At 63.6% G+C, this 20,673-nt stretch carries 17 protein-coding genes; 15 read left to right on the top strand and 2 right to left on the bottom strand.

Going from position 1 to position 20,673, the window contains the following annotated elements; translation table 11 throughout:
- Positions 1–239: 239 nt before the first annotated feature.
- From NYR54_RS07600 to iolG, 9 genes are all read left to right on the top strand, one after another.
- A complete protein-coding gene (locus NYR54_RS07600; protein ID WP_261515016.1) occupies positions 240–1,844 on the top strand; it encodes a glycoside hydrolase family 43 protein in 1,605 nt (534 codons plus the stop codon).
- A gap of 122 nt (positions 1,845–1,966) precedes the next feature.
- Positions 1,967–3,025 carry a sugar phosphate isomerase/epimerase family protein gene (locus NYR54_RS07595; protein ID WP_261515015.1) on the top strand — a complete coding sequence of 353 codons (1,059 nt, stop codon included), beginning with the start codon at positions 1,967–1,969 and terminating at the stop codon, positions 3,023–3,025.
- 14 nt (positions 3,026–3,039) lie between these two features.
- Complete coding sequence (locus NYR54_RS07590) at positions 3,040–4,230, top strand: Gfo/Idh/MocA family protein (RefSeq protein WP_261515014.1); 1,191 nt, start codon at positions 3,040–3,042, stop codon at positions 4,228–4,230.
- Between the two features lie 351 nt (positions 4,231–4,581).
- Positions 4,582–5,589, top strand: coding sequence for an aldose epimerase family protein (locus tag NYR54_RS07585; protein ID WP_261515013.1), 1,008 nt, complete (start codon positions 4,582–4,584; stop codon positions 5,587–5,589).
- A 252-nt stretch (positions 5,590–5,841) separates the two neighbouring features.
- Positions 5,842–6,792: a sugar ABC transporter substrate-binding protein gene (locus NYR54_RS07580; protein ID WP_261515012.1), complete on the top strand. Its 951-nt coding sequence runs from the start codon at positions 5,842–5,844 to the stop codon at positions 6,790–6,792.
- Between the two features lie 132 nt (positions 6,793–6,924).
- A complete protein-coding gene (locus NYR54_RS07575) occupies positions 6,925–8,064 on the top strand; it encodes an ABC transporter permease (protein WP_261515011.1) in 1,140 nt (379 codons plus the stop codon).
- Position 8,065: 1 nt separating this feature from the next.
- On the top strand, positions 8,066–8,848 hold the full coding sequence (locus tag NYR54_RS07570; protein WP_261515010.1) for an ATP-binding cassette domain-containing protein: 783 nt from the start codon (positions 8,066–8,068) through the stop codon (positions 8,846–8,848).
- A gap of 28 nt (positions 8,849–8,876) precedes the next feature.
- Positions 8,877–9,656, top strand: coding sequence for an SDR family oxidoreductase (locus tag NYR54_RS07565; RefSeq protein WP_261515009.1), 780 nt, complete (start codon positions 8,877–8,879; stop codon positions 9,654–9,656).
- 45 nt (positions 9,657–9,701) lie between these two features.
- Positions 9,702–10,706 (top strand): inositol 2-dehydrogenase, encoded by a 1,005-nt coding sequence (gene iolG, locus NYR54_RS07560; RefSeq protein ID WP_261515008.1) that lies wholly within the window; start codon positions 9,702–9,704, stop codon positions 10,704–10,706.
- A 281-nt stretch (positions 10,707–10,987) separates the two neighbouring features.
- On the opposite strand, the gene NYR54_RS07555 is transcribed toward iolG, so the two are convergent.
- Entirely contained in the window at positions 10,988–12,121 is a 1,134-nt protein-coding gene (locus NYR54_RS07555) for a Gfo/Idh/MocA family protein (protein ID WP_261515007.1), read from the bottom strand.
- Between the two features lie 92 nt (positions 12,122–12,213).
- Here NYR54_RS07555 and NYR54_RS07550 point away from each other — a divergent pair, with 92 nt between their 5' ends.
- The 6 genes from NYR54_RS07550 to iolB all read left to right on the top strand — a co-directional run bounded on the left by NYR54_RS07550 (position 12,214) and on the right by iolB (position 18,967).
- Entirely contained in the window at positions 12,214–13,047 is an 834-nt protein-coding gene (locus NYR54_RS07550) for a MurR/RpiR family transcriptional regulator (protein WP_261515006.1), read from the top strand.
- 223 nt (positions 13,048–13,270) lie between these two features.
- Positions 13,271–15,190: a bifunctional 5-dehydro-2-deoxygluconokinase/5-dehydro-2-deoxyphosphogluconate aldolase gene (locus NYR54_RS07545; RefSeq protein ID WP_261515005.1), complete on the top strand. Its 1,920-nt coding sequence runs from the start codon at positions 13,271–13,273 to the stop codon at positions 15,188–15,190.
- Positions 15,187–17,010, top strand: a complete 1,824-nt coding sequence (gene iolD / locus NYR54_RS07540; protein WP_261515004.1) for a 3D-(3,5/4)-trihydroxycyclohexane-1,2-dione acylhydrolase (decyclizing) — start codon at positions 15,187–15,189, stop codon at positions 17,008–17,010. Before NYR54_RS07545 ends, iolD begins: the two co-directional genes overlap by 4 nt.
- Entirely contained in the window at positions 17,011–17,910 is a 900-nt protein-coding gene (iolE, locus tag NYR54_RS07535; RefSeq protein ID WP_261515003.1) for a myo-inosose-2 dehydratase, read from the top strand.
- Between the two features lie 20 nt (positions 17,911–17,930).
- The gene (locus NYR54_RS07530) at positions 17,931–18,143 is read left to right on the top strand and encodes a DUF3329 domain-containing protein (protein WP_261515002.1); all 213 of its coding nucleotides are present in this window, start codon (positions 17,931–17,933) and stop codon (positions 18,141–18,143) included.
- 8 nt (positions 18,144–18,151) lie between these two features.
- Positions 18,152–18,967 carry a 5-deoxy-glucuronate isomerase gene (gene iolB, locus NYR54_RS07525; protein WP_261515001.1) on the top strand — a complete coding sequence of 272 codons (816 nt, stop codon included), beginning with the start codon at positions 18,152–18,154 and terminating at the stop codon, positions 18,965–18,967.
- Positions 18,968–19,143: 176 nt separating this feature from the next.
- Here the strand turns inward: iolB and NYR54_RS07520 are convergent, their stop codons facing one another.
- On the bottom strand, positions 19,144–20,646 hold the full coding sequence (locus NYR54_RS07520) for a sulfatase (protein ID WP_261515000.1): 1,503 nt from the start codon (positions 20,644–20,646) through the stop codon (positions 19,144–19,146).
- Between the last annotated feature and the right edge of the window lie 27 nt (positions 20,647–20,673).

Here is a 20,673-nt window from a genome sequence, read left to right as displayed (position 1 = left end):
CGAATGGAGGGCGACGCCACAAAATTCCCCCTCACCGGCTCGGCTTCGCCTCGCCATCTCTCCCCCACTCGTGTGGGGGAGAGGAATGGCGCCCGTCATGTGCGCCTGCGCATGTTCACCGCCCTGGCTTCGGAAAGACGTGTAAATGTCACCGCTCCGCGAGGGGAGGGGATTGGAAATATCGCCGCCCTGAGGCGGTGCCCTCAGATGCCGACTTCAGGTACGCGGAGTTGCGAGCCATGATCGTCAACCCCATCCTGCCGGGCTTCAATCCCGATCCCTCCATTTGCCGCGTGGGCGAGGACTATTACATCGCCACCTCCACCTTCGAGTGGTATCCGGGCGTGCAGATCCACCACTCGCGCGATCTGGTGAACTGGCGGCTCGTCAAGCGTCCGCTCGACCGGGCAAGCCAGCTCGACATGCGTGGCAATCCCGATTCCTGCGGCATATGGGCGCCATGCCTTTCCTATGCCGACGGGCTGTTCTGGCTCGTCTATACGGACGTCAAACGCTACGACGGCAACTTCAAGGACGCGCACAACTACATCGTCACCGCGCCGTCCATCGAAGGGCCATGGTCCGATCCCGTCTATGTCAATTCCTCCGGCTTCGACCCATCCCTCTTCCACGATGACGACGGGCGAAAGTGGTTCCTCAACATGCTCTGGAACCACCGCAGCGAATCCGTCGGCGGCAATCCCAAGAGCCCCGCTTTCGCGGGCATCCTCCTGCAGGAATACGACCCAAAGGCGCGAAGGCTTATCGGCGAGGCGAAGAACATCTTCGCCGGAAGCCCTCTGGGCCTTGTCGAGGGGCCGCATCTTTATAAGCGCGATGGCTGGTACTACCTGACCGTGGCCGAGGGCGGCACCGCCTATGAGCACGCCGTCACCATGGCGCGTTCCCGCCGCATCGACGGCCCCTACGAGCTGCACCCGAACGTGCATCTCTTTACGTCCAAGGATACGCCCGATGCGCCGTTGCAGCGCGCCGGTCACGGCCAGATCGTGGAGACGCCCGACGGGCAGGTCTATCACACGCATCTCTGCTCCCGCCCGCTGCCTGGCACGCGCCGTTCGCCGCTCGGGCGCGAAACGGCGATCCAGAAATGCGTGTGGAAGGAGGATGGCTGGCTTTATCCCGAAAGCGGCAGCCCGGTGCCGCAGGTGCATGTGCCCGCACCCTTTGACGTGGAGCCTGCGCCGCCACAGGCGGTCGAGCACGTCTTCAAGGGTGCGAGCCTTCCTGCGGAATTCCAGTGGCTGCGCACGCCATATCCCGAGCGAATCTTCACGCTAACCGGCTCCGCGCTTCGCATTTTCGGCCGCGAGTCCATCGGCAGCTGGTTCGAGCAGGCGCTGGTGGCGCGTAGGCAGGAGCATCACCGCTACCGCGCGGAAACGGAGGTCATCTTCAGCCCTGCCACCTTCCAGCAGGCGGCGGGACTAACGACCTATTACAACCGCCACAAATTCCACTTCCTCGCGGTCACTTGGCACGAGACGGTGGGGCGCTGCCTCACCATCTTGAGCTGCCCCGGCGAATGGCCGGACGGTCGGCTCTCCTTCCCGCTCACCGCCCCGCAGCCCTTGCCGGACGACAGGCCGGTGAAGCTCGCGGTGGAAGTGAAGGAAGCCGAGCAGCAGTTTTTCTACAGCACCGGTGGCGACTGGCAGCCGATCGGCCCCGTTCTGGATGCCGGGATAACATCGGACGAGGCGGGCCGCGGCGCGCACGGCTCCTTCACCGGCACCTTCGTCGGCATGATGTGTTTCGATATCAGCGGCAGCGGCCGCGCCGCCGACTTCACCCGTTTCACGTATATTCCGGAGTTCGGATGATGATTAGGTACAGCAAAGAGAATTGCCGGATGAGGCGAAGCCCGCTCTTGTGTAGGATGGGACCCATGGAGCGGGAGGAGAAGACGCCTCTTCGGCAGACAAACCAAGGAGGGAGGTAGGAAATGCCTAAGACGATGAAGGGACCGGCGATTTTTCTGGCGCAGTTCGCCGGTGACGAAGCGCCCTACAATACGCTGCCAAACATTGCCCGGTGGGCGGCCGGTCATGGCTACAAGGGCATCCAGGTGCCGTCCTGGGACGGCCGCCTGTTCGACCTTAAGAAAGCAGCCGAGTCAAAGGACTATTGCGACGAGGTGCAAGGCATCTGCCGGGAGGCGGGCGTCGAGATCACTGAGCTTTCCACCCATCTGATCGGTCAGCTCGTCGCCGTCCATCCCGCCTACGATTTTCCCTTCGACGGCTTTGCGCCCGAGAGCGTGCGCGGCAATCCCAAGGCGCGCCAGGAATGGGCCGTGGAGAACATGCTTCTGGCGGCGAAGGCTTCACGCAATCTGGGCAAGGATGTCACCGTCTCGTTCTCCGGCGCGCTCGCCTTCCCCTATCTCTATCCCTGGCCGCAGCGCCCGGATGGCTTGATCGAGGAAGCTTTCAGCGAACTTGCCCGTCGCTGGAAGCTCATTCTCGATGCCTATGAGGATCAGGGCGTGGACATCGCCTTCGAGCTGCATCCGGGAGAGGACCTGTTCGACGGCGCTACCTTCGAAATGTTCCTGGAGAAGGTCGGCAATCACAAGCGCTGCATGATCAACTACGACCCGTCTCATTTCCTGCTGCAGCAGCTCGATTATCTGGCCTTCATCGATATCTACCACGAGCGCATCTCGGCCTTCCACGTGAAGGACGCCGAGTTCAACCCGGATGGCCGGCAGGGTGTCTATTCGGGCTATCAGCCCTGGGTAAAGCGGGCCGGCCGGTTCCGCTCACTGGGTGATGGCCAGGTGGATTTCACGAGCATCTTCTCGAAGCTTGCCCAGTATGACTACGATTCCTGGGCCGTTCTCGAATGGGAATGCTGTCTCAAGCATCCGGAGCAGGGGGCGGCGGAAGGCGCACCCTTCATCGCCAATCACATCATCCGGGTGACCGAGAAGGCCTTCGATGACTTTGCCGGCGGGGCGACAGACCGCGACCAGCTCCGCAAGATGATGGGCATCGGATAAGGGAGAAAGGAAAAATGGTTTCCGCATCCGCAACGGCGCCTGTTGCAAGACCCATCCGCCTAGGCATGGTGGGCGGCGGGCAGGGCGCCTTCATCGCCGCCGTCCACCGCATGGCGGCACGCCTCGACGGGCATTATGTGCTGGTTGCCGGCGCCCTTTCCTCCGATCCCGAGCGCGCGCGGGCTTCTGCCGCCGAGCTCGGCCTCGATCCCGACCGCTCCTATGGCAGCTTCGAGGAGATGGCGCGGGCTGAATCTGCAAGGCCCGACGGTATCGAGGCCGTCAGCATCGTCACCCCGAACCACATGCATTATCCGGCGGCCAAGGCCTTCCTTGAAGCCGGCATTCATGTGATCTGCGACAAGCCGCTGACTTCCAGCCTGGAGGACGCCAAGGCGTTGGTGGAGACCGTGCGCAAGAGCGGCAGGCTCTTCGTGCTCACCCACAACTATTCGGGCTATCCGATGATCCGCCAGGCGCGCCAGATGGTGCAGGAGGGCGTTCTGGGCGACATTATCCTTGCCCAGGCGGAGTATCCCCAGGACTGGTTGTCGGAGCCGCTCGAACAATCCGGCAACAAGCAGGCCTCCTGGCGCACGGACCCGGCCCGGTCGGGCGTGGGCGGCGCGACGGGCGACATCGGCACTCATGCCTATCAGCTCATCACCTTCGTGACGGGGCTTCACGCCGAAAGTGTTGCCGCTGATCTGGACCGCTTTGTGCCGGGCCGGCAACTCGATGACAACGCTCATGTCATGCTGCGCTTTGCCGAACGCAACGGCCGGCGCGCCAAAGGCACGATCTGGGTAAGCCAGGTGGCCCCGGGCAACGAAAATGGGCTGAAGCTCAGGGTCTATGGCACCAAGGGCGGGCTGGAATGGGTTCAGGCCGATCCGAACTATCTCTGGTACACCCCGCTTGGGGAGCCGAAGCGGCTGATCACCCGGGGTGGCGCGGGCGCGAACCAGGCCGCGGCAAGCGTTACCCGTATCCCGAGCGGCCATCCGGAGGGCTATCTGGAGGCGTTCGCCACGCTTTACACGGAAGCGGCGGGAGCCATCCGCGCCCTTCGCGACGGCGGCAGCCTGCCCGAGAACCACCTGCTGCCCACGGTGGAGGATGGACTTGAGGGCATGCGCTTTATCCAGGCTTGCGTGACGTCCTCGAACAAGGATGCGGCCTGGACGCGGCTCGACAGCCTCTGAGAACGGGACCCTGCACCGCTACATTTGCAAACCACCAACGGCTGTGACTGGCAGCGATGCAGATCCTGGCCACCCTTCCTCTCCCCCACCCAGGTGGGGGAGAGGTGTCGAGGCGAAGCCGAGACGGAGCGGGGGCGAAAGGGCGGCAGCAGCCATATGCAATCGCCCTGCCACAGAGGAGAGGAACCGCAGTGACCGGACACCGCGCCTTTCCCCACGCCCTCAGGCAACAGGGCGTGGCGGGTCGAAGCCGCACGATGAGGCGGTAAACGCTACGAAGAGCATTGACGCCAGCGGATTTCTCCCCGATTCCCCATCCGTATAGTGGGCAGTTCGGACGCGAGGAAGACCATGGCAAGCGCGCCTGAAAAGATCGGCACCTTTGAAGGCCGTGACGTGCTCGAGGCGGTGCTTGAGAGCGAGACCGGCGTTCGGATCGCCGTCATGAATTACGGCGCTGTCCTGCGTGACTGGCAGGTTCCGGTGACCGGCGGCGTGCGGCATGTCGTGCTCGGCTTTGACCGGTTCGAGCACTATCCCGCCCATAGCCCCTATTTCGGCGCGATCTGCGGGCGCGTTGCGAACCGCATCGGCGGCGCCCGCTTCGCGCTTGACGGGCGGGAATACCGGCTCGTCGCCAACGAGGGTCCCAACCAGCTTCACGGCGGGCCAAGAGGTATCGGCAGGCAGCTGTGGAACATGGAGGTGCTTTCGGCAAATGCCGTGCGCCTGCGGCTGACGAGCCCCGACGGCGAAATGGGCTATCCGGGCCGGCTCGATATCGCCGTCACCTACCGGCTTTCCGGAAACACCCTGCGCATCGACTTTTGCGCCGAGACGGACAAGCCGACGCCCGTCAACATTGTTCAGCACAACTACTTCAACCTGGCGGGCGAAGGCGATGTGCGCGACCACCGGATAGAGGTGAATGCCGATGCCTATACCGTGCTAGGCGAGGGACTTATCCCGACAGGCGAGATCGCGCCTGTGGCCGGCACCCGCTATGACCTGCGCACGCCGCGTCAGCTGCAGGACGAAAACGGCAACCCGGTCGATTATGACATCAATCTGGTTCTTGCAGAGGGGCGCAACCTCTCCGAGCCTGTGGCGACCGTAACGGCGCCGGACGGCTCCCTGACCCTCAGGCTGAAGACGGATCAGCCGGGGCTTCAGCTGTATACCGGCGGCAAGATGAACATTCCCGTTCCGGGGCTTGCCGGGCATCGCTATCCGCGTTTCGGCGGGCTGTGTCTTGAGGACCAGAACTTCCCCGACGCCATCAACCACCCGCACTTTCCATCGTCCGTGATCATGCCGGAGAAGCCCTACAGCCACTGGTGCGAGATCGAGATAGGGTAACCCTCCACGCAGACGCGGGCTTCACCCTGCCAGCCACGGGGACGATCCGCCTTGACGAGCGGCCCGGAAATGGAATAGAAATTTCATATTGAGCTTTTTATGATGTCTGCATTCCATTATTGTTTTCGTCAGGAACAGCCGCTGTGGGGCGGTTCCGTACAGGGGCAGGTCATCGCGAAAGCTCGTGTCCCTTTGGGGGCTCCGGAACAATAAGGTTGAAACCGGACACCCGTCCTGTGGAGGAGCAGTCAAATGAATGCGATTCTGAAATCCGTTGCCGCGGCTGCGTTGGCCATTGGCGCATCGCTCGGCGCGATCACTGGCGCGTCGGCGGAAGGCGAGCGGTTCGTCTTCGTCAGCCACGCCCCGGATTCCGATACGTGGTGGAACACCATAAAGAACGCGCTGACGGTTGCTAGCGAGCAGATGGGCGTTGAGGTCGAATACCGCAACCCGCCGACGGGCGATCTTGCGGACATGGCCCGCATCATCGAGCAGGCGGCGGCTACCAACCCTGACGGCATCATCACGTCCATCGCCGATTTCGACGTGCTGAAAGGGCCGATCACCTCCGCCGTCGACAGGGGCATTCCCGTTATCACGGTAAACTCCGGCACGGTCGAGCAGTCGAAGGAGCTCGGCGCTCTCCTGCATATCGGCCAGCCGGAATATGACGCGGGCTTCGGCGCGGGCGAACGTGCGAAGGAGGCTGGCGTCACCAAGTTCCTTTGCGTCAACCACTACATCACCAACCCCGCCTCCGTTGAGCGCTGCCAGGGCTTTGCCGACGCGCTGGGCGTCGAACTTGGCAGCCAGATGATCGACTCCGGCATCGACCCGGCGGAAATCAAGAACAAGGTGCTTGCCTATCTGCGCGCCAATCCGGACACGGACGGCATCCTCAGCCTCGGCCCCAACTCCGCCGAGCCCACCATCGAGGCGCTCAAGGAAAACGGCATGGCGGGCCAGGTCTTCTTTGGCACGTTCGACCTGTCGGCAGGCATCTCGGCCGGCATCAAGGAAGGCATCATCAATTTCGCCATCGATCAGCAGCCCTATCTGCAGGGCTATCTCCCGATCGTGCTTCTGACCAACTATGCGCGCTATGGCGTGATCCCGGCCAATTCGATCAACTCCGGCCCGGGCTTCGTCACCGCCGACAACATCACGCAGGTGGAGGAGCTCGCGGGCGAATACCGCTGAGACTGGGGCGGCGTTAGCCGCCCTTCTCGTTGATCTTCCGGGCGACCGGCGCTGGCCTGCTCAGCGCCGGTGCGGGGTTCCGGATCTGGTCACAGCATGGCGCAGACTCGCAGGCCAAGGGAGAAGTGTTCGATGTCCCAAGGTATCGAGGCAAACAACATGGCCGCTCAGCCGGGTGAGGACGAGCGCGTCAAACGCGTGTCAAAACTTCGCAAGGCGATGGTCCGGCCCGAACTCGGCGCCATATGCGGTGCCATCGCTGTCTTCATCTATTTTGCCTTCGCAGCCGGCGATACCGGAATGTTCTCCGCCGAAGGCGTGATGAACTGGGGTGTCGTTTCGGCCCAGTTCGCCATCATCGCCGTCGGCGCCTGCCTCCTGATGATCGCGGGCGAGTTCGACCTGTCGGTCGGCTCCATGATCGGATTTTCCGGCATTGTGATCGCGCTTCTATCGGTCCACTACGGCTGGCCGATGTGGGCGTCCATTCTAATGGCCTTCGCCGTCGCCTTGGCGATCGGCGCCCTTAACGGCTACATCGTCATTACGACCAGGCTTCCCTCCTTCATCGTCACGCTTGCCTCGCTCTATATCCTGCGCGGCCTTACCATCTATTTTTCCATCGCCACCACGCGGCAGACCATCATCGGCGGGGTGAGGGAGGCTGCGGAAGGCGACTGGCTCGCCCCGCTCTTCGGCGGCAAGATTCTCAAGGGCCTGTTCACCTGGCTGGGCGAGGCAGGCGTCATCCAGACCTATGCCGGCGGCGTCAGAGCCGGCCAGCCCGTGGTCGACGGGATTCCGATGCTGATGGTCTGGGCCCTCGCCTTCATCATCTTCGGGCACATTCTGCTCACCAAAACCCAGTTCGGAAACTGGATCTTTGCTTCCGGCGGTGATGCGCAGGCGGCGCGCAATGTCGGCGTGCCGGTCAACCGGGTGAAGATCCTCATGTTCATGTTGACGGCCTTCTGCGCCACGGTCTTCGCCACTTGCCAGGTGATGGAGTTCGGCTCGGCGGCGGCCGACCGCGGCCTTCTGAAGGAATTCGAGGCCATCATCGCGGTGGTCATTGGCGGCGCGCTGCTGACCGGCGGCTACGGCTCGGTCATCGGTGCCGCGCTCGGTGCGCTGATCTTCGGCGTCGTCCAGCAGGGCCTGTTCTTCGCTGGCGTGGAAAGCTCGCTTTTCCGCGTTTTCCTTGGCATCATCCTGCTGCTCGCCGTCGTTCTCAACACCTATATCCGCCGCCTGATCACGGGGGAGCGCTGAGATGGCCGACACACCGCTGATCGAACTCATCGACATCGAAAAGCATTTCGGCTCCGTCATCGCGCTCGCCGGCGTTTCACTGTCGGTATTGCCTGGCGAGTGCCACTGCCTGCTGGGCGACAACGGCGCGGGCAAATCCACTTTCATCAAGACCATGTCTGGCGTTCACAAGCCCACCAGGGGCACGATCCGCGTGGACGGGAAGGAGGTGGTTTTCGAAAGTCCGCGCGACGCCATGGAGATGGGCATCGCCACCGTCTATCAGGACCTGGCGATGATTCCGCTGATGTCGGTCACGCGCAATTTCTGGATGGGTCGGGAGCCGAAAAAGCGCATCGGGCCGTTCAGCTTCTTCGACTTCAAGACGGCCAACGCCGTCACGATGGAGGAGATGCGCAGGATGGGCATCCATCTGCGCGAGCCGGATCAGGCGGTGGGCACGCTTTCGGGCGGCGAGCGGCAGACGGTGGCGATCGCCCGCGCCGTCTATTTCGGCGCCCGCGTTCTGATCCTCGACGAGCCGACATCGGCGCTCGGCGTGCGCCAGACCTCGAACGTGCTTGCGACGATTGACCGGGTGCGCAAGACTGGCGTCGGCATTGTCTTCATTACGCACAATGTCCGCCACGCCATGGCCGTGGGTGACCGCTTCACCGTGCTCAATCGCGGCAAGACGCTCGGCACCGCGAAGCGGGGCGAGATTTCGACCGAGGAGCTGCAGGACATGATGGCCGGCGGCGCCGAACTTGCCGAGCTTCAAAGCTCCCTCGGGGGCACGGTTTAGAGCCCGCTCGAACGGGCCGGAGGAAAGAATGCCGAATTCCGCCACGCGCGCCGTCATCGTTGGAGGAACGCAGGGGCTGGGCCTGGCGATAGCCCGGCAACTCCTCGATGAGGGCTGTAGCGCGCTCGTGATCTCCGGGCGGGATGAGGCCAAGGGAGAAGCCGCGGCCGCCGAGCTCTCCCGGTCCGGCGCGCGCGTGGAATTCGTACGGGCCGATATCGCCGAGATCGGCGATTGCATCGGGCTGATTGAGGAGGCGGTGAAACGCATCGGCTCCCTGAACGGTCTCGTCAACGCGGCTGCATGCTGCGACCGCGGAGGCCTGCTTGATACTACACAGGAAATCTGGGCCAGGCTGATGGACACCAACGCGCGGGGGCCCTTCTTCACCATGCAGGCCTTCGTGCGCCATGTGAAGGCGGAGGGCAGGCCCGCCTCCATCGTCAACATCCTGTCGATGTCAATGCATTGCGGGCAATCCTATCTGGCGCCCTATTCGGCATCCAAAGCCGCTCTTGCCAATATCACGCGCAACACGGCGCAGGCCTTCCGCAAGGACCGCATCCGCTGCAACGGCATCGCCTGCGGCTGGATGGACACGCCGGGTGAGGACGCGACGCAGAAACGGTTCCACGGCGCTTCCGACAACTGGCTGGCCGAGGCCGAAGCCCGCCAACCCTTCGGACAGCTCGTGAAGCCCACCGAGGTAGCGCCGCTCGTGGCCTATCTTCTTTCTCCGCGCTCCGGCGTCATGACGGGCGCGCTCATCGATTGCGATCAGAATGTCGCCGGTGCATATCCCGAATAGGATGGCAGGCGCGCGGATAACCACTCAGGAACGAAAGACAACGACATGACAGTCAAATTTGCCCTTCTGGGCGCGGGGCGCATCGGCAAGGTCCATGCCAAGGCAATCACCTCCAACGCCGATGCTCGGCTCGTTACGGTGGCGGACGCCGTGGAAGCGGCCGCGACGGAGCTCGCCGCGAAGTATGGCTGCGAGGTCCGCTCGATCGAGGACATCGAGAGATCGGGCGACATCGACGCAGTGGTGATCTGCACGCCGACCGATACCCATGCCGATCTGATCGAGCGCTTCGCGCGCGCCGGCAAGGCAATTTTCTGCGAAAAGCCGATCGATCTTGATCTGCAGCGAGTGAAGGCCTGCCTGAAGGTGGTCGAGGAAACCGGCGCCACGCTGATGGTCGGCTTCAACCGTCGCTTCGATCCGCATTTCAAGGCCGTGCATACGGCCATAACAGAGGGGAAGATCGGGGCCGTGGAGATGGTGCAAATCGTCTCGCGCGACCCCGGCCCTCCGCCTGTGAGCTACATCCGGTCGTCGGGCGGCATCCTGCGCGACATGACGATCCACGACTTCGACATGGCACGCTTCCTGCTCGGAGAGGAGCCCGACACCGTGTTTGCCACCGCTTCGGTTCTGATCGATCCGGAGATCGCCAAGGCCGGGGATCACGACAGCGTGTCGGTGATTCTCACCACGCCGTCGGGCAGGCATTGCTCCATTTCGAATTCGCGCAGGGCGACCTACGGCTACGACCAGCGCATTGAGGTGCACGGTTCGGCGGGCGCGGTGGCCGCCGAAAACCAGCGGCCCGTATCCATCGAGATTGCAACGAGCGCCGGCTATACAAAGCCCCCGCTGCACGACTTTTTCATGACGCGCTACACGGAAGCCTATGCGGCCGAAATCGCGACGTTCATCGCGGCGCTCGCGACTGGCAAACCGGCATCGCCCTCCGGCCAGGATGGGCTCAGAGCGCTTGCGCTGGCGGATGCGGCGTATCTGTCCATCCGCGAGGGCAGGGCCGTAAAGGTCGCGGAGGTGATGGGGTAGACCCCCGCTCTAAAAGCGCGCGATCTAAGCGGAAGGGCGGAGATGACCGTTCCCCGCCCGAGCGGTAGATGAGGCCTCGTCACTTGCGATTTCTAACACTTAGCTTCTCTAAGATATTGAAATCGTTTTCTCTCCCGCAGGGGAGAGAAAAACCGGCATAGGCCTTTTCGCAATTCGTTGGTGTTTGCGATTGGCAAGCGGCGCTGATGCAATCTCTCCTCTGGTGGAAGAAAGCGTTTCCCTGAGCAAGTGCTTGGAAAACGCAAGTGAGGGGTAATCGTTCAGCCAGCCTGATCTTGCACGGACACCCTCCTCCCCTCGCGCGCAGAAGCCGCCATCGCGTGGATGACCTTCTCGAACTCCAGCGCCTCGGAAAAGTCGGGCGATGACTTCCCGCCGCCGCCCACCCAGCGCAGGAAGGCCCCGGCTTCCAGCACCTTCAGATCGTTGAAGCCGAGCTGGTGGCCGGGTGCCGGGCAGAAGAGCCCGTAGGGCGGGTGATCCGGGCCGGTCAGGATCGTCTTAAAGCCCTGAAGCGCCCGCTCACCCTCGTTCTGATAAAGATGCAGCTCGTTCATGCGCTCCTGGTCAAAGACGAGCATGCCCTTGGTGCCGTGAACCTCCCAGGCAAGCTTGCTCTTGCGGCCCCAGGCGGTGCGGGAGGCCGCGAGCGAACCCTGCGCGCCGTTCGCAAAGCGGACGAGCGCCGTTGCCACGTCCTCGTTCTCCACCTTCTTGCGTTCGCTGCCGTCGGGCAGGGCGCGCGTTTCATGCACGGTCTGCATATCGGCGATCAGGCTCTCGATCGGGCCCATGAGCCCGTAGGCCATGGAGACGAGATGGCAGCCGAGATCGCCCAGCGCGCCGAGACCCGCTTCTTCCAGCCGGGCGCGCCACGTCCAGGGCAGGTTCGGATCGGCCTGGTAGTCCTCGTCCACCCAGCCGCGGAAGTGGATCGGGCGGCCGATCGCCCCATCGCGGATCAGCCGGCAGGCATGCTGGAAAGCGGGATTCTTGATGTAGTTGTAGCCGACGATGGTCTTCACGCCGGCGGCAGCAGCCGCAGCGGCCATTTCCTTGGCCTCGGCGAGCGTCATGCCCATCGGTTTTTCGCAATGCACGTGCTTGCCGGCCGCAATGGCGGCAAGGGCAATCTCCTTGTGCAGCCGGTTGGGGGTGGTGATCGAGACGATATCCACCTTGGGATCGTTGACCAGCGCGCGCCAATCGTCGGTTGACCGGGCAAAGCCGAACTGATCCGCCATGGCGCGGGCCTTGTCCGCCGGCACCTCGCACAGAAGTTCGAGCCGCGCCGGAGGCACATCGCCCAGCACTGCTCTTGCGGCGCGGTAGGCCAGCGCATGCGCCTTGCCCATGAAGCCTGTGCCGATGAGGCCGATTCCGATCCCGTCCATCCCAAACGCTCCACATGGTCGCCGCGGTGGAATTTTTATTCCAAAGGCGTTAGGGTCCGATCCATTGAATTGTCAAGCAGGAAAGACCGCACATGGATGCGACGTCGGCTCCGGCCACCATTGAAGAATTGCTTGACCGCATCTTGGCTCTTTCCGATGGGCTTCCGAAGCGGCTCAAACAGTGCGCGGATTATGTGACGGCGAATCCCGATCGTGTCGCCGTCTCCACCGTGGCCGAAATGGCGGAGGCCGCGGGCGTGCAGCCCTCGGCTTTCATGCGCTTTTGCCAGGTGCTCGGCTTTTCCGGCTATTCGCAAATGCAGCGGCTGTTCCGCAATGCCTATACGCAGCATTGGCCGGACTATGCCACGCGGCTGGAAAAGCTGCGGCAAAGCAGCGGAGGAAGCTCCTCCGCGCTTCTGGCGGAGTTCATCGAGGCAGGGCGCCTCTCCCTCGAAAATCTCGCCAAGACCATCGATCCGCAGACATTCGATGCGGCAATCAGGACCCTGTCGAGGGCGAAGATGGTGCACATCGCCGGCATGCGCCGGGCGTTTTCGGTCGCATCCTATCTGGCCTATGCGTTCGAGAAAATGGGGGTGCCCTGCATGCTGCATGACAGCGTGGGAAATCTCGATAGCCGCCGGGCCATCCGGAAGGATGACGCCGTCATCGCCATCACCTTCACGCCCTATTCGAGCGAGACGGTGGAACTGGCGGAGGCGGGGCGCCGTGCCGGGGCGGGCGTTGTCGCCATTACTGACTCGCTCGCCGGACCCCTGCGGCCGGTCACCCCACTGCTGCTTACGGTTCAGGAGGCGGATTTCGGGAATTTCCGCTCTCTTTCCGCAACGCTTTCGCTTTCCATGGCGCTGGCCGTGGCAGTCGGAATGGCGGTCAAAAAGCGGCGGAATGGAATTTCCTGATTGATCTTGCACCAAATATGGAACATATCTTCCATGAAAGTGCGGGCACCGTCCCACGCGCCGGAGCGCCATTGCGGAAGGCTGCTGGCGCCACCTGAACGTTGATGCCTGAAACGGACTCCGGATGAATCCCGGTTGCGCCGGGGTTGTGCGGGACGTTGAGGGAAATGCGGCTTCCGGGCGGCGCTTGCCCGAACCTGTATCCGTGTCGAGGAGGAGAAAGGTGAAAAAACCGCTCGACGTCATCACCATCGGCCGTTCATCGATCGATCTTTACGGCGCGCAGGTGGGGGGGCGGCTGGAGGATATGGCCTCCTTCAACAAATATATCGGCGGCTCGCCCACCAATATCGCCGCGGGTGCCGCACGACTCGGGCTGAAATCGGCGCTGATCACGCGCGTGGGCGATGAACACATGGGCCGCTTCATCCGCGAGGAATTGCAGCGCGAGGGCGTGGACGTGCGCGGCGTGAAGACCGATCCGGAACGGCTCACCGCGCTGGTCCTCCTCGGCATTCGGGATCAGGAGCAGTTTCCGCTCATCTTCTATCGCGAGAACTGCGCCGACATGGCGTTGTGCGAAGACGACATCGACCCGGCCTTCATCGCTGAGGCGCGCTGCGTGTGCGCGACGGGAACCCACCTTTCCCATCCGCGCACCGAGGCGGCGGTGCTCAAGGCGCTCCGGCTTGCGCGTGAGAGCGGCGCGAAGACCGCACTTGACATCGACTACCGGCCCAATCTCTGGGGCCTTGCCGGGCATGGCGCGGGCGAAAGCCGCTACGTCGAATCTGAACGGGTGACGGCGAAGCTGCAGAAGACGCTGCCGCTCTTCGACCTGATCGTCGGAACCGAGGAGGAGTTTCACATCGCCGGCGGCTCGACCGATACGATCGAGGCGCTGCGCGCGGTGCGTAAACTCACCGATGCCGTTCTGGTCTGCAAGCGCGGGCCCATGGGCGCATCCGCCTTCACGGGCGAAATCCCCGGCACGCTCGACGAAGGGATTATGGGCGAGCACTTCCCCATCGAGGTCTTCAACGTGCTAGGCGCAGGCGACGGCTTCATGGCTGGATTGCTCAAGGGATGGCTTTCCGGCGAGGATTGGCCGACAACACTGAAATACGCCAATGCCTGCGGCGCCTTCGCCGTCTCGCGCCATGGCTGCACGCCTTCCTATCCCTCCTGGGAGGAGCTGCAGTATTTCTTCCGCACCGGCATCAGGAACCGGGCGCTGCGCAAGGACAACGCGCTGGAACAGGTGCACTGGGCGACCAACCGCAAGGGCGATTGGTCCCAGATGCGCGTCTTTGCCTTCGACCACCGCATGCAGCTCGAGCAGATGGCGGACGAGGCCGGCGTTCCGTACGAGCGCATAGGCGATTTTAAGGTTCTCTGCCTCGAAGCCGCCCGCCAGGTAGCTGCCGGCCGGCACGGCTACGGCATCCTTTGCGACAGCCGGCTCGGCCGCGAGGCGCTTTTTCGCGCGGCCGGCAGCGGTCTGTGGATCGGCCGCCCCGTGGAACTGCCGGGTTCCCGCCCGTTGAAGCTCGAGCCCGATCTCGGACCAGACTTCGGCGGCCTGGTCGAATGGCCGCTTGAGCATGTGGTCAAGGTGCTGTGTTTCTACCACCCCGACGACGATGCGGATATGAAGGAGCGGCAGGAGGATGTGGTGAAGCGCCTCTTTGCCGCCGCCCGCCGCAACCGGCTTGAGATGCTGCTGGAGATCATCCCGTCAAAGGTGCGCCCGGTGGATGACGGGAGTACTGCCGCCGTCATCGAACGTTTCTACGAGATCGGCGTCTATCCCGACTGGTGGAAGCTGGAGCCGATGACCTCGGAAAAGGCATGGGCAAATGCCTGCGAGGCGATCATGCGCAACGATCCCTATTGCCGGGGAATCGTGCTTCTGGGCCTCGACGCCCCCGCGCCGGAGCTTGAAAAGAGCTTCGAGGTGGCCGCCGGGTTCGATCTGGTTAAAGGCTTCGCCGTCGGCCGGACCATCTTCGCCGAGGCCGCGCGCCGCTGGTTGAAAGGCGAGATGAGCAACGAGGAAGCAGTTGCTACAATGGCAGCGAATTACCGTAGCTTGTGTGAGACCTGGGACCGTGCGAGAGCCAGGACAGGGAGGGCTGCATGAAAACGATCCGATTGACCGCCGCCCAGGCCGCGACGCGCTATATCGCGGCGCAGCTCAATGAGGATGGCGAGCCGTTCATCGCCGGCGTCTGGGCAATCTTCGGCCATGGCAATGTGGCTGCCCTGGGCGAAGCGCTTTATGCCATTCGCGACAAGCTGCCCACCTATCGCGGCCACAACGAGCAGTCGATGGCACACGCTGCGATCGCCTATGCCAAGCAGCTCTGCCGCAGGCGGGCGATGGCCGTGACCTCCTCCATCGGCCCCGGCGCGACCAACATGGTGACGGCGGCCGCCCTTGCGCATGTGAACCGCCTGCCGGTGCTGTTCCTGCCGGGCGACGTGTTTGCCAATCGCGGACCGGACCCGGTGTTGCAGCAGGTGGAGGATTTCGGCGACGGCACCATCAGCGCGAACGACTGCTTCCGTCCCGTCTCGCGCTATTTCGACCGCATCATGCGGCCGGAGCAGCTTCTCACTGCCCTGCCGCGCGCCTTCCGCGTCATGACCGACCCGGCCGAATGCGGCCCCGTGACGCTCGCCTTCTGCCAGGACGTGCAGGCGGAGGCCTATGACTGGCCCGAGAGCTTCTTCGAGCCCAGGGTATGGCGCCAGCGTCGCCCGCGGCCCGACACGGCCGAGCTGGAAGAGGCGGCAAAGCTCATCCGCGCGGCGAAGAAGCCGATGATCATTGCCGGCGGCGGCGTGCATTATTCAGGGGCCTGCGAGGCGCTGAAAGCCTTCGTCGAGAAGCACTCGATCCCCGTCGGCGAGACGCAGGCGGGCAAGTCTGCGCTGCCCTGGGATCATCCGCTCAATCTCGGTCCGATCGGCGTCACCGGTTCGTCGAGCGCCAACAAGGTGGCGGCGGAGGCCGATCTCGTTGTCGGCGTCGGCACGCGCTTCCAGGATTTCACCACCGGCTCCTGGGCACTCTTCCGCAATCCCGAGCGCAGGATCCTGGCGCTCAACGTGCAGCCCTTCGACGGCACCAAGCACGGCGCCCAGCCGCTTATTGCCGATGCGCGGATCGGGCTTGAGGAGCTGTCGGCCGCGCTTGGCGATTTCAGGGCGGAGGCGCCCGCACCGCAGCTCAAGGCGGAGTGGTTCGCAGCCGTTGATGCCGTTACCGCTGCACCGAAGGACACCAATGCGCTTCCCACGGACATGCAGGTGATCGGCGCCGTGCAGCGCGCGGCGAGGGAAAACACCGTCGTCATGTGTGCTGCGGGCACCATGCCGGGCGAGTTGCACAAGCTCTGGAAGGCGGGTCGCCCGCGCTCCTACCACATGGAATACGGCTATTCCTGCATGGGCTACGAGATCGCGGGCGGCATCGGCATCAAGATGGCCGAGCCGGACCGGGACGTGATCGTGATGCTGGGCGACGGCTCCTACATGATGATGAATTCGGAGCTCGCCACGGCGGTGATGATGGGGATCAAGATCACCGTCGTCATCACGGACAATCGTGGTTTCGGCTGCATCAACCGTCTGCAGCGCTCGACCGGCGGCGCAGAGTTCAACAACCTGCTCGACCACGCCCATCACGTGAATCCGTCCCATATCGACTTCGCCGCCCACGCCGCCTCTATGGGCGCGCATGCCGAAAAGGCGGGCTCCATTGCCGAGCTGGAGGATGCGCTGGCCCGCGCGCGCGAGGCCGACGGGCCGTTCGTGGTCGTCATCGACACCGACCCCTATCCGTCGACGGAGGCCGGCGGCCACTGGTGGGACGTGGCCGTGCCGGAGGTGTCGCAGCGAGAGGAAGTGAGACAGGCGCGCGAGGCTTATGAAGCCGCGCTCAAGGAGAGGAATTGAATGATCCGCTACGGCACCAACCCCATCGCCTGGTCCAACGACGACGACCAGACCATCGGCGCGCATATTCCGCTGGAACAGTGCCTGCGCGAGGCGGCGGAGATCGGTTTCAACGGCATCGAGAAGGGCCACAAGATGCCGTCCGACGGCAAGGAGCTGAGGACGGTGCTTTCGCGGCACAACCTTGTCCTCGTCTCCGGCTGGCATTCGCTCAACCTGCTCGTCAACGACATCGAGACGGAGAAGCGGGCGATCCAGCCGCATCTCGACATGCTGAAGGCGAACGATTGCAAGGTCTGCATCGTGTGTGAGACCTCGAACGCCATCCACGGCAACGATGCGGTGCCGCTCAGGGACAAGCCGGTGCTGGAGGAGGACCGCTGGCCGGCCTTCTGCGCCGGAGTCGAGGCAATCGCCGAATATTGCGCCGGGCAGGGCATCGACCTCGTCTATCACCACCACATGGGCACCGTCGTGCAGACCCATGAGGAAATCGACCGGCTGATGGCGGGCACCGGGCCTGCCACGAAGCTGCTGCTCGATACGGGGCATGCCTGGTTCGGCGGTGCGGACCCGGTGGAGCTCGCGCGCGCCTATATGGACCGCGTTCGCCATCTGCACGCGAAGAATGTGCGCCCTGCGATCCGCAGGCAGGTGGAGGAGGAGGGGCTCTCCTTCCTCGAAGGTGTGCGCCGCGGCGTCTTCACCGTGCCGGGCGATCCGGAAGGCGGGGTCGAGTTCGAACCCGTACTGAAGGTGGCTGCGGAAAAGGGCTATCAGGGCTGGCTCGTCATCGAGGCCGAGCAGGACCCGCTGAAGGCCGACCCGGTGAAATACCAGTCTATGGGGCTGAAGGCGCTGAAGGAGACGGCGAAGGCGGTCGGGCTGGACCGGGCGTAAGCGCGCTCTATAGTCAGCGAATGCACAAGCTCTTCGACCTTGATCACCCGTTCTTCCGTCCCCTGTGGCGGCGGCTCATCATCATCGCGGTCTGCCTCGGCTGGGGCGTGTTCGAGTTCGTGATGGGCAACCCCTTCTGGGGCACGCTCTTTGCCGGGCTCGGCCTCTACTGCATCTGGGGCTTTCTGTTCGACCACAGGCCCCGCACCGAAAGCGACAGCAAGACGGAGTAGGAAAGACCATGCCAAGCCTGTTGGTGAAGCCCGCCGGTACGGCCGGCAAGGTGCATGACATCACGCCCCGCTCGGCCGGATGGAGCTATGTCGGCTTTGGCCTCTACCGCCTGAAACCCGGCGAAACCGCCCAGGAAGAGACGGGCGACCGCGAGGTGATCCTCGTTCTTGTCGAGGGCAAGGCGGAGATCGCCGCCGAAGGCAGGAGCTTTGGCGAGCTGGGCGAGCGCATGGATGTCTTCGAGCGTATTCCGCCGCATGCGGTCTACGTCCCGAACGGCTCGCACTGGAAGGCAAAAGCCACGACCGATTGTACGCTCGCGGTCTGCTCCGCGCCCGGCAAGGGCGGGCATCCCGCGCAGGTGATCGGACCCGCCGGCATTTCGCTGATGGAGCGCGGCAAGGGCGCGAACACGCGCTACATCCACAATATCGCCATGGAAGAGCGGGACGTGGCCGACAGCCTGCTTGTCACCGAGGTCTATACCCCGCAGGGCAACTGGTCGTCCTATCCGCCGCACCGGCATGACGAGGACGACTTCCCCAATATGACCTATCTGGAGGAAAGCTACTATCACCGGCTGAACCCGCCTCAGGGCTTCGGCTTCCAGCGCGTCTTCACCGAGGACGGCAGCCTCGACGAAACCATGGCGGTGTCGAACCACGACGTGGTGCTCGTCCCGCGCGGGCATCACCCCTGCGGCGCGCCATACGGCTACGAGATGTACTATCTCAACGTCATGGCCGGCCCGCGCCGCGCCTGGCGCTTCAAGAACCACCCGGACCACGACTGGATTTTCCAGCGCGACAGCAAGGCAGGATAGGCGGGACAAGCGACGCTCCCTCCCGTCGTCCTGGAAGCCGCCGCGCTCAAAGCGTCATCCAGCAGCGCCATCTCCACCGCTTTCCTGGGTCCCGGCTCTCGCTTCGCTCGGCCGGCATGACGTTAGGGAGGTTGCTGGGATGACGGTGGAGAGATGGCCAGGATGACGGTAGGGGGCTACCTCTCGGAACCAAACCCCAGTCGCTTGAACGCCTCCGGCGGCGCCTCGTTGCGCTCCATCAGCTCGCGCATGAGGCCGATCATCCGCGCCTCGATTTCCGGATCCCTGATGGGATTTTCCTGCAGGGGATCCTTTTCGAGGTCATAGAGGCGCGTATCCCTCTCCAGAAGCGCGCCCGGCCCATAGTTGTAATAGATGGGCGAGCGGTTCGTGACCGGGATTTTCAGAAGCGGCACGCCCTTGGTCCAGCTGAAGGGCGGCGCCAGCGTCGCGGCGGACAGCTCTTCCGTCGAGAAGGGTTGGTTCATGTGGTTGGGCATCACCGTGTATTGGTAGATTTCCTGATTTTCCAGGTCCACCGGGAAGCGGTGATAGCTGTAGCGCCCGTCGGTGACGTTCACCGCGCCGCCGAAATATCCGAAGATGACGGCCTCGCGGCTGCCTTCGCGAAGCAGCGACCGGCCTTCCGCCTCGGCGGGCGGCTCCAGGCCGAAGAGGTCGAGGATGGTGGGCCCGAGATCGATCGTCTGGGTGAGGCGCTTCGAACGCCCGCTCCCCGGATTGCGCGGATCGTGAATGAACAGCGGTATGTGGGCGATCTCCTCATACATGTTCATGCGGTTCTTGGCCCAGAAATCATGCTCTCCGAGCAGGAAGCCGTGATCCGTGGTGACGATCAGGGCCGTGTCCTTCCAGAGGTCATGCGCATCGAAATAGTCGAGCAACTGGCCGAGCAGGTAATCGCACAGCGACACCGTGGCATAGTAGTTGGCCCTCAGCTCGTCGGCCTCCTGCGGCAGTTCGTCCACCCGACCATAGCGCGGCCAGTCTCGGATGGGTCCGTTCCAGCCCGTTTTGAACGGCTCCTTGAAGCGGTCCGGAGCGAAGAAAGGCTCATGCGGATCGAAAGTCTCTAGCTGGAGGAACCAGTCGTCCTTGTCGCGGTTGAGGTCGAGAAAATCGAAAGCGTGCCGGAAGCACTGAACCGACGGGAAGTCCTTCTCCTCCCGGATGAACTCGCGGTTGATGATGTGCGTCCCGTATTTGCTGATCGGGTCGTTCGCCCCGGTCTGCCGTTCATGGTACTTCCGCCTGAGCTCCTCCCAGGCCGGCTGCACCATCGCCTTCCATGGGTCGCTTTCCTGCCCGCGCACCAGCTCAAAGGTGGAGTAGCGGTTGTGGTAGGTGGCCCCGCCGTCCTCCCAGTAATGGTAGTGATCGGTGACCAGATGGGTGTGGACACCCTTGGCCTTCAGCAGCTCCGGAAAGGCGTTGTCGAACGGCTCCAGCGGCCCCCAGCTCCGGTGCAGGAAGGTCAGCCGACCGGTCATCAGATCCCGCCGCGCCGGCATGCAGGGGAGGGAGCCGACATAGTGCCGGTCGAACACCTGGGTCCGCGCGGCCAGACGGTCGTAATTCGGGGTCGGCACGCGCGTGCCCCCGTAGCAGCCGAGTATGTGCCGGTTAAGCGAATCGAAGAGAACGAAGACCGTCTTCAAGAATGCACCCTTCCCTTGTTTGGCCGC

This window comes from Chelativorans petroleitrophicus, assembly GCF_025398195.1.
Lineage (GTDB): Bacteria > Pseudomonadota > Alphaproteobacteria > Rhizobiales > Rhizobiaceae > Chelativorans > Chelativorans petroleitrophicus.
The sequence above is the reverse complement of the archived record's forward strand: the minus strand, read 5'-3'. Positions and strand labels throughout refer to the sequence as shown.